The organism is Ruegeria sp. BE1 (genome assembly GCF_056538885.1).
This window is the reverse complement of sequence record NZ_JBQFTY010000007.1, coordinates 148,687-160,785: the sequence shown is the minus strand read 5'-3', so window position 1 is coordinate 160,785 and position 12,099 is coordinate 148,687. Positions and strand designations below refer to the sequence as shown.

The following is a 12,099-nucleotide window of genomic DNA, read 5'->3' as shown; positions in this document are numbered from 1 at the left end:
GCGGAAATGAGCGATTCCGGCGAGAAACCCATGGCAGGCCCTGACGAAAACTTGAATCCCCGTGCCGCCCGCGATCATGGCGGCGGGCTGGATGGGGCCATCGCCAGCTATGGCGGAACACGCGCCGACTGGATGGACCTGTCCACCGGAATCAACCCGCATCCCTACCCCGTCACGGACCTGACCCATGCCGATTGGGCAGAACTGCCCGACCATGGCGCGTTTGAAAGGCTGGCAGAGGCCGCGCGGCAATTCTGGTCCGTACCAGACGGGGCTGCGGTTCTGCCCTCGCCCGGGGCCTCAGCCGTGATTGCCCGCATCCCGGCGCTAGCGCCGCAGGGGCGGGTTCAGATCACAACGCCCACCTATAACGAACACGCCGCCGCCTTTGCCGCGCAAGGTTGGACAGTGCAGCCCGACGGCCCTGCCGATGCGCGCGTCATCGTGCACCCGAACAACCCCGATGGGCGGGTCTGGTCCGAGGCTGATGTCGACGCACCGCTGACCGTGATCGATGAAAGCTTTTGCGATGTCAGCCCTGAGACATCCCTGATCCACCTCGCCGCGCGGCCCGGTGTTGTGGTGCTCAAGAGTTTTGGCAAGTTCTGGGGGCTGGCCGGTATGCGGCTGGGCTTTGCCATTGGCCGGCCCGAGCTGATCGCCCGCCTGAACGACCTGACCGGCCCTTGGGCTGTTTCCGGCCCAGCCCTGCGGGTCGGGACCCAAGCGCTGAGCGACCCAAGCTGGGCCAATGCCACCCGTCAGCACCTGACATCTGAGGCGGCGCGGCTGGATGCCCTGATGACCTCAAAAGGCGCGACGCTTGTGGGCGGCACGACCCTGTTCCGCCTCTATGAGGTCGACAGCGCCGCCGCCTGGCAAACCCGTCTGGCCCGCGCCCATATCTGGAGCCGCATCTTCCCCTATTCACAAACCTACCTGCGGCTGGGTCTTCCCTCTGTGGGCGGCTGGGCCAGGCTGGAGGCTGCGTTGTGAGCACCGCATTCCTGCTGGTCTGCGCCATGTGCCTGGACGCTGCATTGGGCGAACCGGACTGGCTGTGGTCGCGGGTGAAACACCCGGCCGTGATGATGGGCAATGTCATCAGCCTGCTGGACCAGCGCCTGAACCATGGGGCACACAAGCGGCTCAAAGGCGTCGCGGTTGTCATCCTGCTGGTGGGCGGCGCGCTGACCCTTGGGCGCGTGCTGTCCCCGTTGGGACCTGTGGTCGAGGTCCTCATCTGCGCCATCCTTCTGGCACAGAAATCGTTGGTGACCCATGTGCGCGACGTCGGCGAAGGGCTGCAAATCTCCCTGCCGGAGGGGCGGGCAAAGGTGGCCATGATCGTCTCACGCGACACACGGGACATGTCGCAAGCGCAGGTCGCCCGATCGGCCATCGAAAGCGCCGCAGAAAACCTCAGCGACGGGGTGATTGCGCCTGCGTTCTGGTTCCTGATCGCCGGATTGCCCGGCTTGCTGATCTACAAGGCGGTCAACACAGCCGATAGCATGATCGGCTATCGGAACGAAAAGTACCTAGCGTTCGGCTGGGCCGCCGCGCGTCTGGATGACGTATTGAACCTGATCCCGGCGCGCCTGACCTGTGTGATGATCGTGGCGCTGTCGGGCCAATGGGCGCGTTGGCCTGAAATGGTCGCCGATGCCCGCCGCCATATCTCGCCCAATGCAGGCTGGCCCGAGGCGGCGATGGCGCGCGCCCTGAACGTGGCCCTGGCAGGCCCGCGCAGCTATGACGGCCAGATCCGCGATCTGGCCTGGGTCAACGGCGACGCCCCGCAAGAGATCGGCGCGTCAGAGGTTTTCCGCGCATGCGATATGCTCTGGCGGGTTTGGGGGCTTGCACTTGGCCTCGTGTCGGTGTGGGTTGGGGTCAGTTTCTTAGTCTGACGGACCCGCCCATGCGCTTTCTTTCCGGCCTTGTTGCCGCCGCCCTGTTCGCCTCGCCCGCCTTTGCCCAATGTGGCGGCGGGTTTAACGCCTTTGTCAAAGGGCTCAAGGCCGAGGCCGTCCAGCAAGGGTTTGACAAATCCACCGTCAACGCGTTCTTCCAAGGGGTGCAGCAGGACGGGGCCGTGTTGAAAGCCGACCGGGCGCAAGGCGTGTTCCAACGCCCCTTCATCGACTTTTCCCGCCGCCTGATCTCGCAAAACCGGATCGATCGCGGGCAGGCCATGTCGCGCAAATACGACGCGGTGTTTGACCGGATCGAGGCCGAATACGGCATCTCGCGCGGGGTTTTGCTGGCCTTCTGGGCATTCGAGACCGACTACGGAGCCGTTCAGGGGGATTTCAACACCCGTAACGCGCTGGTGACACTGGCCCATGATTGCCGCCGCCCCGACCTGTTCCGCCCGCAAATCTTCGCCGCCATCGAACTGTACGAACAGGGTAATTTCGACCCCGCCCGCACCACAGGGGCCTGGGCCGGAGAGATCGGCATGGTGCAGATGCTGCCTCGCGACATTCTGGAAAACGGCGTCGACGGGGATGGCAACGGCAAAGTGTCGCTGAAAACCTCAGCGCCCGATGCGTTGATGTCGGGGGCCAAGATGCTTTCGGGTCTGGGGTGGCAGCCGGGTCAGCCGTGGCTGCAAGAGGTCACGGTGCCCGCAGATTTGGACTGGTCCCTGTCCGGCCCCGGCAAACCGCGCCCGGTGTCCGAATGGCAGGCCATGGGCGTGCAGGCGCGCGGCGGATCGCTGGCGAACCTGCCTGCCTCGCTGATCCTGCCGCAAGGACATAAGGGGCCGGCGTTTCTAGCCTATCCCAATTTCGACGTCTATTTCGAGTGGAACCAAAGCTTTACCTACGTCCTGACCGCCGCCTATTTCGGCACCCGCCTTGAGGGCGCGCAGGTCTACAACGCAGGCAACCCGGCGCAGGGGCTGAACGCGGCGCAGATGAAGCAACTGCAAAGCAAGCTACAGGCCCGAGGCTATGACGTGGGCAAGATCGACGGCATTCTGGGTGCCGGAACGCGCGCGGCTGTTCAGGCCGAGCAGCAGCGGCTGGGACTGCCTGCGGATGCGTGGCCGACGGTGGAGTTGTTGAATAAGCTCTGAGATGGCAAAGTTAGCCCTTCAATCCGCCTCACCCGCCGGGGCGGATGAATTGTTTGCAAGCCATGGAGCAAAGGATTTTTCATGCCCGCATCGCCTTTGACAGGAACCTGGTCCCTTGTGGCCTGGTATAATCTATGCCCCGATGGAACCCGCATTTACCCGTTGGGGGAAGAAGCGTCTGGGTATATCAGTTATACCCCGGATGGTTTTGTGTTCGTTCAACTCAGCGCCACCAATCGCCAGCCTTATGCCAGCAACGACCCATTCGGAGGCACCGAAGCTGAAGACTCGGCTGCGATGAAGTCGCAGATCACATATTCAGGCAATTTTATCGACAAGGGCGATCACGTGATACATTCCGTCACGCAGGCGTCGTGCCCGAATTGGGTTGGAACCGACCAGATCCGCAAGATCGCGTTTGACGGAGAGCGCCTGACCCTCAGCGCCGCCGGAGCGGTGTTTCAAGGCCAGAAAGTCACCGCGATTGTCGAATGGGAACGGACGTCGCGTTAGGGTCAGGACCAATCTAAGGCCGGTTTCACTCTGACCTAACCGGATACCGATCACCCTTCTCATCGATCAGGATCAACCTCTCACCACTTCGCACATACAGATCGCAGCGGCTGAACCCGTTGCGATAAGCAATGCAGACGCTGCCGTCCTCGGCGATGGAATAGGTGCCAAAGGCCGCGTCTCCGCTGGCGTAGGTATAGGAATAGGCCCCGTCGGCAGCAAATGCGGCCTGACCGTCATCGTAAAAGGTGAACGTACGCCCCTCCAACGCGGCCAGTTCGGTGGGTGACAATGGGACGTCTCCGGGCTTGGTGCGCCATTCGGTGGCGGTGGCCGGGGACGCGATCAGAAGGGCGAGGGTCAAGTACCGTATCATGCAACCAGCCTACCCTGTTGTGGCGCAATCCGGTCATAACGTTGCGGTGAGGTGTCAGGCCACCATCGCCTCGGCCTTTTTCAAATCGACCGAGACCAGCTGACTGACGCCCTGTTCCTGCATGGTCACACCGAACAGCCGGTCCATCCGCGCCATCGTCACCGCGTGGTGGGTGATGATCAGGAACCGCGTGTCGGTCTGGCGGCACATCTCATCCAGCAGGTCGCAGAAGCGGGTGACGTTAGCGTCGTCCAGCGGCGCGTCGACCTCATCCAGCACACAGATCGGGGCGGGGTTGGCAAGGAAGACGCCAAAGATCAGCGCCGTCGCGGTCAGGGTCTGTTCGCCCCCCGACAACAGGCTGAGCGTCGACAGTTTCTTGCCCGGCGGCTGGCACATGATCTCAAGCCCCGCATCCAGCGGATCGTCGCTTTCGACCATGACCAGATTAGCCTCACCGCCGCCGAACAGGTGTTTGAACAGCATGGCGAAGTTCGAATTCACCTGCTCAAACGCAGTCAGCAGACGCTCACGCCCTTCGCGGTTGAGGCTGGCGATACCACTGCGCAGGGCTTTGATCGCCTCTTCCAGATCGGCCTTTTCGCTGTTCAGCGTGTCGAATTCTTCCTGAACCTCTTTGCTGTCTTCCTCGGCGCGCAGGTTCACGGCCCCCATCGCGTCGCGCTGACGCTTGTGGCGGTTGACCTCAGCCTCTAGCGCGTCGGCGGCGGGCATTTGATCGGGGTTCACGTCCAACTGGTTCAGCAACTGGTTCGGGGTCAGCTGCTGATCCTCGGCAATACGCTCTGCGGCAGCTGTCACGCTTTCCTTCGCCCCGTCGCACCGCGCTTCGGCGGCTGCGCGGGCCTCGCGCGCTTCCGAGGCGACACGCTCGGCGTCCCGCTCGGCCAAGACCAACTCGCGCTGCTGGGTTTCGGCCCCGGCCAGCTTGTCAGCGGCCTCAGCACGCCGGGCTTCGGCCTCGACGATCAGTTCATTCAGTTTCTCGCGTTCTGTGGCAATCTCGCCGGGGGCAGCGGTGGCCTCGGACAACTCCCCTTCCGAGCTTTCCTTGCGTTCAGCCAGTTCGGAAATCCGCTTTTCGGCCGTTTCCAAACGGTGTTTCCACCCGCTGAGATCTTTCGTCACCTCTTGCGAGCGACGGGTCCGGGCCTCACCCTCGCGGCGCAGTTCGTCATGAGTCGACCGATGGGTCAGCATGGTGATGCGCGCCGCCTCAACCGTCTGTTTGATGTCCTCGACCTGCGCACGGGCGCTGTCCAAATCGCCAAGATCCTGCAGCGCCGCCTCAGCCTCGCGTAGTTGGGCGCGGGCGGACATGGCGTCTTCTTTGTGGCGGTCAACCGCGAGGGTCAGCGTCTCAAGTTTGCCCTGCCCCAGATTGCGATCCGCTTCGGCCCGGCTCAGTTGACGAGCGGATTCGGCCATGCGCTGATCAGCAGCGCGGCGGGCTTCGCGCGCGCGGCGGTCAGCCTCGGTGACCTCGGCCAGCTGCTGCGACAGGGCCTCATGCGCGGCACGGGCGCCGTCGGCCTGCGCTTCGGTCCGGGTGAGCTCCTGCTTGAGTGCCTCAAGCTTGTTGAGTTGTTCCAGCCGCAACGCTGCGGCGCTTGGCGCATCCTCGGCCCAGGCGCGGAACCCGTCCCAGCGCCACAGATCACCAGACCGCGACACCAACCTTTGGCCCGGCTTCAAAGCAGCCTGTAGCCGCGCGCCCTGATCCGCGTCCACCAACCCGATCTGAGCGATACGTCGGCTCAGCCGGTCAGGGCCCGATACATGCAGGGCAAGCGGTTCTGCCCCTTCGGGCAAGGGTTGGTCGCTGTCATAACCTGCGACCTGCACCCACCCCGACGGCCCGTCGCCTTCGACCAGCGGTGCGCGCAGATCATCCGCCAGCGCCGCGCCCAGTGCTTTTTCATAACCCGGAGCGACACGCAGAAGGTCCAGCACCTGACCGCCTTCGGCCGTGTCCCGTTCCACCAGTTTGGCCAGGGCCGTGGTCTCGGCGCGGATCGCACCCAGTTCGCCTTCGGCCTCGGACCGCTGCGCCCGGGCTTCGGCCTCGCGCGCCTGCGTCTCGTTGCGCAGCTCATCGGCTTGGGCCAGTGACTGCTCAGCGGCATCAGCGGCAACGCGCGCCTCTTCCTCGCCTTTTTGTGCGGTTTTAAACGCCTCGGCAGCGCGGGTCAGTGCCTCGCGGGCCTCATTCACGGCGCCGCGCGCCTTGTCTTCCTCGGCCTCGGACCGGGTCAGCGTCTTGCGGCTGTCTTCGACCAGACGTTGCGCCGACTGATGCCGGGCCACCAAGCGCGCCATATCCTCGGTTTCCTGAGACAGGTGGTCTTCGCGGTCCTGCAGGACCGAGGCCGCCTCGCGCGCGATCTCGGCTGCCTCAGCCACTTTGTCGTCATGGCCCTCGGCCGCCTTGGCCAGCTCACGGGCTTCCCATTCCAGCCGTTCGATCATCTGGCCTGCGTCTCGGTTCAGACCGGTTTCACGCTCAATATCATTGCCCAGCTGCTGAATACGGTTGGTCAGGGTTTCGATGGTCTGGCGGGCACGGGTTTCCTGATCGGCCAGCTGGTCACGCTGCACCTGCTGGCGCTGCAACACCGCGGCGGCGATGGCCTCTTCTTCACGCAGGGGCGGCAAGGTCTCTTCGATCTCAGCCCGCCGGGCGGCAGCCGCGCGGGCCTCAGCCTCGGCGCGCGAGGCATCGGTGATCCGTTCGCGCAGCTTTTCCTCGGCCTGCTGGCGGGCCATATCCGCCTCTTTCCAGCGGCGATACAGCAGCATGCCCTCGGCCTGACGCAACTGCTCACCAATCTCGCGATAGCGCGCGGCCTGGCGGGCCTGACGGGCGAGTTGCGCCAGCTGAGCACCCAGCTGTTCCAACACATCATCCACACGGGTCAGATTGGCCTCGGTGCCCTTCAGCTTCAGCTCGGCCTCGTGCCGACGTTGATACAGGCCCGAGATTCCAGCAGCCTCTTCCAAAATACGGCGTCGCGCGCGGGGCTTGGCATTGATCAGCTCGGCAATTCGGTTTTGACCCACCAGCGCAGGCGAATGCGCCCCGGTCGAGGCATCAGCGAACAGCATCTGAACATCGCGGGCGCGCACGTCCTTACCGTTGGTCTTATAAGCACTGCCCACGTCGCGGGTGATGCGACGCACGATTTCCAACTGATCCGCGTCATTGAAGCCCGAAGGGGCCAACCGTTCCGAGTTGTCCATGGTCAGGACCACTTCGGCGAAATTACGGGCCGGGCGGGTGGCTGCCCCGGCAAAGATCACATCCTCCATCGCGCCGCCGCGCATGGATTTGGGACGGTTTTCCCCCATCACCCAGCGCAACGCCTCGAGCAGGTTGGACTTGCCGCACCCATTGGGACCCACCACGCCGGTCAGCCCGTCCGCAATGATCAGATCGGTCGGATCGACAAAGCTTTTGAAGCCGGTGAGTTTGAGTTTGCTAAAGCGCAAAGGCAATGGGTCCCGTGATTCCTATATGCTTGAAGTCTGCGCAACGGAGTGTGGACGTGTCAACGGAGTTGCGCAGGATATGGGATATCATCCGGACTTATCCACAATATCTTGCAAAAATACGCAGAAAGACGCGTATATCAGTAGGGCGTACACTCAAAGACCTGATAGCCGTAACCGCCACCGATATGGTCAAAGATGCCCGTATCCACACATTCGTAGTTCGGGGTAGACACAGCGGTCAGCAGCAACCGCTCACCCGCCTCGCGGTCGCAGCCGAGCACGCCAATCGTCACCGCTGCATCGCCCAGCACATCCAGAATGGGGCAACCCGACACCTGCGCCATCGCCAGCCCCGCGCGATCGCGGATCGGGCCCAGCCGTGGCGCGTATTGGGTGTTGACCCGCACCGCCTCGGCCAAATCACCGCGCACGCGCACGTCAAACACACTGCCGTTCACCTCAACACGGGTGGCAGGAACATCGCGAAAATGCGGTGTGCCTGCGGAACAAGCGGCCAACACCAAAAGGGAAAGATAGCGCATCATCACGCGATCTTTGATGGATGATGGTTAACAAAACCTTTCCGCCCCGATGGCAGATCACCTCGCAAATATTGCGCTCTCGGAGTCCCCTATTCTTGTGCCAACCTTTATTACGTGGTCATATGATCTGACCAGTTTCGGAAAACGCCTGCATGCCCTTTCAAAAAATCCAACCTGAAAAGCTGTCTGTTGCTGTCGTCAAACAGATCGAGATGCTGATCCTGCGCGGCATCCTGCGCCCCGGAGAACGCCTCCCGGCGGAGCGAGAGCTGGCGGACCGGCTGGGGGTATCGCGCCCCTCGCTGCGTGAAGCGATTTCAAACCTGCAGGATCAGGGGTTGCTAACTGCCAAGGCCGGGTCCGGCATCTATGTGGCTGACGTGTTGGGATCAGCGTTTTCGCCCGCCCTTGTCCGGCTGTTCGGCAGCCACGAGGAGGCCGTGGCCGACTATATCTCATTCCGCCGCGATCTTGAGGGGCTGGCCGCAGAACGCGCCGCCCGGCGGGGTTCGGACAGCGATTTGAAAGTCGTACAGACGATCTTTGAAAAGATGGAAACTGCCCATAAACGCAACGCCTCCAAAGACGAGGCGCAACTGGATGCCCAGTTTCACATGGCCATCATCGAGGCCAGCCATAACGTGGTCATGCTGCACATGATGCGATCCATGTATGAATTGCTGCAACAGGGCGTCTTCTACAACCGACAGATCATGTTTCAGCAACAAACCACGCGGGGCGCCATTCTGGATCAGCACCGCGCGATCAATACCGCACTACAGGCCCGCGATGCCGAAGGCGCGCGCGAGGCTGTCCATAACCATCTCAGCTTTGTGCAGCAGAGCATGGAAGATCACCAGAAAACCCAGCGCAACGAGGCCATCGCCCAACAACGGTTGCAGCACGAGACCGGGCAGGCATAAGCGCGCCCAAGAAAACCATCGTCACCTCACAGGTGATTGTTTTTCTGTTACTGGAAATTTAACTGATACGTACACATATCGGCATCCTTACTGCGAGTCCGCTCTTACGCAGCAACATCGGGGCAATGAATGAACCTTTTTCAGCGCGGCAGACCCACTCAGGATGCACCCTGCGTTATCGTGGCCAGCAATGGCCGATCTGGCAGCACATTGATGTTCGAAGCATTGTGGATGGCGGAGGCTCAGAAACAATGGGGACCTTGGAAACGAAAGATCACCGCTGTTTTCGAGCAGGAACTGGCAACGGCGTACCTTGAGCCGGGCAGTTTTGTGAAAACTCATGATTTCCCCGACGCGCTGAAAACACGGAAAAACGTCAAGGTTCTGTTTTGCTTTGGGTCGACCAAGGATTCAGCGTTGTCGGTCTATTCAGCGATGGAACGGTTCGGCCCCGAGTGGGTGGAACAGCATTTCAATCACCTTCACGCCGATGGCACGTTCGAGGATCTGTTTCGGTATGATGTCCTCAATCAGGCCAAGCAGATGAAGCAATGGGCCACATTCACCGACGTGCCTGTTCTGTGCCTGAACTACGATGCGATCTGGCGCAGGCAGGGTGACGTGGCGGATTTTCTGGGTATGGAGTTTGATCTCCCCGCACGTGCGAACAGAGCACCAAAGGCAATCCCCGAAGACATCCTGACACAGGCGTCTGCGGTGTACGACCCAATCGACGTTATCATTGATGAGCTGCCCGAGCTGTTTGTCGCATCCCCCGAATATGCAGGCATCGTGAACCGACTGCCTTCGATGCCCACAGCGGCCTGATCAAACGAAAAAACCCGGCGCTAAGGCCGGGTTCTTCTTACTTTTCACAATCTGATTTTAGTGGAGCTTTTCGCCGACATCGGCGATTGCCGCATCAATCAGTTTGTTGGCTTGTGTCGCCGTCATCTGTTTGGCCAGAACCGCATTTGCCGCCGAAACGGCAACGGTGATGGCCTGATCACGCACCTCTTTCACAGCAGATGCCTCTGCCGACGCGATCTGATCCTGTGCGGCCGCCAGGCGGCGTGCAATGGATTTCTCCAGATCGACCTTGGATTGCTCAGCCGCCAGTGCCGCATCGTCTTTGGCCGCAGCTACGATAGCATCCGCCTGAGACTGCACTTCGCGCTGCTTGCGCTCATACGAGGCCAGCAGGCTGCGTGCTTCTTCATGCAGGGCGCGGGCTTCGTCCAATTCGGACTGGATGCCCTCGGCCCGCTTGTCCAGCGCGCCGCCGATCATGCCGGGGACCTTGAAATAGAACAGGACCGCGATGAAGACGATGAAGCCCAAAAGGACCACAAAGTCAGTGTTGCCAAGCGAGAAGAACGGGCCTTTGGCCGCAAAAGCCGGGCTGGCCGCGCCGAAGGTCAGGATAAGGGCAAGAATATTCCGCATGTCACTTATCCTTTCGTCTGCGCATCTACGGCACTGTTGATGGCTTTGGCATCCGCCTCGCCGCCCAGTGCGGTGACCAGTTCAGCCGCCGTATCCTTGGCAACCACTTGAATGCTTTCCAGCGCACCGGCACGGATGTCGGCAATTGCCTTTTCCGATTCAGCCGCCTTTGCAGCGATTTCCGCATCCGCCTTGGCAATTGCGTCATCCAGACCAGACTGGATTTCCGCACGTGCTTCGGCAGCGATACGCTGCGCCTCGGCACGGGCATCGGCCAGCGCCTTGTTATAGGCCTCTTCGGCCTCGACCGCTTTGGCCTTCAGATCTTCGGCCGCAGCCAGGTCATTTGTAATGGTCCCCTGACGTTCAGCCAGGATTGCCGCAATGCGGGGCAGAGCCACGCGGGACAGGACCAGAAAGATGACGACCAGCGTAATGACCAGCCAGAAAATCTGGTTGGGGAACCAATCGAAGCAGAGCTGAGGCATCCCGATGGCAGAGCCATGCGAGTCGACGCACGAGCCAACTACTTCTTCGCTAATGGGTTCAGTCGCCATGATGTCCTCCGTCGGAACGTTGTCTTTACAACAGGTGGGCCGCTATGGCTTGGGCCCACCTGCGCGTAAGGATCAGGTTCCGCAGATTAGACGGCGAACATCAGCAGCAGCGAGACCAGGAATGCAAAGATGCCCAGCGCTTCTGCGAATGCGATACCGATGAAGAGGGTTGCGGTCTGCGAAGCAGCCGCCGAAGGGTTGCGCAGGGCGCCGGCCAGGAAGTTGCCTGCAACGTTGCCTACCCCGATTGCGGCTGCGCCGGAACCGATTGCTGCCAGGCCTGCGCCGATGTGTGCGAGATCGCCTTCCATGATGTTTCTCCTTACGAATTGGAAGTTTCGATGTTTGGGTATCGTTCCTGTGCTCAGGCGCGCGCCTGATCAGTGATGCGGATGCAGAGCGTCCTTGAGGTAAACACAGGTCAGAATGGTGAAAACGTAGGCCTGGATAAAGGACACAAGGACCTCAAGACCATACATTGCGGTGATCGCCAGAACGGATACGGGCGAGATCACGGCAATCGCGGCAAAGCCTGCGAACACCTTGATCACCGCGTGGCCTGCCATGACGTTACCGGCAAGACGGATGGAGTGGCTGACCGGGCGTACGAAATACGAGATCAGCTCGATAATCGCCAGGATCGGGCGCAGCGCCAGCGGTGCGCTGGACACCCAGAACAGGCTCAGGAACCCGGCACCGTTCTTGACAAAGCCCAGAATGGTCACGGTCAGGAACACGGCCAGCGCCAGCGGGATGGTCACGGCGAAATGCGATGTGGTGGTGAAAGATGTCGGGATCATGCCCAGGAAGTTGGCGCAGACGATGAACATGAACAGCGTCATGACATAAGGGAAGTACTTGATGCCTTCCTTGCCGCAGATGTCTTCCAGCATCTTGTAGATAAAGCCATAGGCCAATTCAGCCACCGATTGCGACCGGCTGGGAACGATGGCGCGTTTCGAGGTCGGCACGACCAGCAGCAGCAGGATTGCGACGATCGCAAAGAACAGCCACAGCGTTACGTTGGTGATCGTGAACATGCCCACCGCACCGTCGCCGAACAACGGTTTGACGATGAACTGGTCCATCGGGTGGAATACCAGGCTGCTACCTTCTGCTGCGGTGGTCTCAGTTGCCACGT

The 12,099-nt window shown here is 61.4% G+C and carries 13 protein-coding genes; 6 read left to right on the top strand and 7 right to left on the bottom strand.

The window, feature by feature from the left end:
* Positions 1 to 6 precede the first annotated feature (6 nt).
* From ACR0J5_RS18540 to ACR0J5_RS18525, 4 genes are all read left to right on the top strand, one after another.
* A complete protein-coding gene (locus ACR0J5_RS18540; protein ID WP_480656013.1) occupies positions 7 to 996 on the top strand; it encodes a threonine-phosphate decarboxylase in 990 nt (329 codons plus the stop codon).
* Positions 993 to 1,913, top strand: a complete 921-nt coding sequence (gene cbiB / locus ACR0J5_RS18535) for an adenosylcobinamide-phosphate synthase CbiB (protein WP_480656011.1) — start codon at positions 993 to 995, stop codon at positions 1,911 to 1,913. Before ACR0J5_RS18540 ends, cbiB begins: the two co-directional genes overlap by 4 nt.
* A gap of 11 nt (positions 1,914 to 1,924) precedes the next feature.
* Complete coding sequence (locus tag ACR0J5_RS18530) at positions 1,925 to 3,088, top strand: lytic murein transglycosylase (RefSeq protein WP_480656010.1); 1,164 nt, start codon at positions 1,925 to 1,927, stop codon at positions 3,086 to 3,088.
* Positions 3,089 to 3,169: 81 nt separating this feature from the next.
* The gene (locus ACR0J5_RS18525) at positions 3,170 to 3,601 is read left to right on the top strand and encodes a lipocalin-like domain-containing protein (RefSeq protein WP_480656008.1); all 432 of its coding nucleotides are present in this window, start codon (positions 3,170 to 3,172) and stop codon (positions 3,599 to 3,601) included.
* Between the two features lie 25 nt (positions 3,602 to 3,626).
* Here the strand turns inward: ACR0J5_RS18525 and ACR0J5_RS18520 are convergent, their stop codons facing one another.
* The 3 genes from ACR0J5_RS18520 to ACR0J5_RS18510 form a co-directional block, all read right to left on the bottom strand.
* Complete coding sequence (locus ACR0J5_RS18520) at positions 3,627 to 3,977, bottom strand: hypothetical protein (protein ID WP_480656006.1); 351 nt, start codon at positions 3,975 to 3,977, stop codon at positions 3,627 to 3,629.
* A gap of 54 nt (positions 3,978 to 4,031) precedes the next feature.
* Positions 4,032 to 7,487 (bottom strand): AAA family ATPase, encoded by a 3,456-nt coding sequence (locus ACR0J5_RS18515; RefSeq protein ID WP_480656004.1) that lies wholly within the window; start codon positions 7,485 to 7,487, stop codon positions 4,032 to 4,034.
* Positions 7,488 to 7,627: 140 nt separating this feature from the next.
* Positions 7,628 to 8,035 (bottom strand): hypothetical protein, encoded by a 408-nt coding sequence (locus ACR0J5_RS18510; protein ID WP_480656002.1) that lies wholly within the window; start codon positions 8,033 to 8,035, stop codon positions 7,628 to 7,630.
* Between the two features lie 149 nt (positions 8,036 to 8,184).
* Between ACR0J5_RS18510 and ACR0J5_RS18505 the strand changes: the two genes are divergently transcribed.
* Positions 8,185 to 8,955: a FadR/GntR family transcriptional regulator gene (locus ACR0J5_RS18505; protein WP_480656000.1), complete on the top strand. Its 771-nt coding sequence runs from the start codon at positions 8,185 to 8,187 to the stop codon at positions 8,953 to 8,955.
* A 129-nt stretch (positions 8,956 to 9,084) separates the two neighbouring features.
* On the top strand, positions 9,085 to 9,783 hold the full coding sequence (locus tag ACR0J5_RS18500; RefSeq protein WP_480655999.1) for a hypothetical protein: 699 nt from the start codon (positions 9,085 to 9,087) through the stop codon (positions 9,781 to 9,783).
* A 57-nt stretch (positions 9,784 to 9,840) separates the two neighbouring features.
* On the opposite strand, the gene ACR0J5_RS18495 is transcribed toward ACR0J5_RS18500, so the two are convergent.
* The 4 genes from ACR0J5_RS18495 to ACR0J5_RS18480 form a co-directional block, all read right to left on the bottom strand.
* Positions 9,841 to 10,401 (bottom strand): F0F1 ATP synthase subunit B, encoded by a 561-nt coding sequence (locus ACR0J5_RS18495; RefSeq protein ID WP_480655997.1) that lies wholly within the window; start codon positions 10,399 to 10,401, stop codon positions 9,841 to 9,843.
* 5 nt (positions 10,402 to 10,406) lie between these two features.
* Positions 10,407 to 10,958, bottom strand: a complete 552-nt coding sequence (locus ACR0J5_RS18490; RefSeq protein ID WP_480655995.1) for a F0F1 ATP synthase subunit B' — start codon at positions 10,956 to 10,958, stop codon at positions 10,407 to 10,409.
* Between the two features lie 86 nt (positions 10,959 to 11,044).
* Entirely contained in the window at positions 11,045 to 11,269 is a 225-nt protein-coding gene (locus ACR0J5_RS18485; RefSeq protein ID WP_005981269.1) for a F0F1 ATP synthase subunit C, read from the bottom strand.
* A 69-nt stretch (positions 11,270 to 11,338) separates the two neighbouring features.
* Complete coding sequence (locus tag ACR0J5_RS18480) at positions 11,339 to 12,097, bottom strand: F0F1 ATP synthase subunit A (RefSeq protein WP_480655993.1); 759 nt, start codon at positions 12,095 to 12,097, stop codon at positions 11,339 to 11,341.
* Positions 12,098 to 12,099 lie beyond the last annotated feature (2 nt).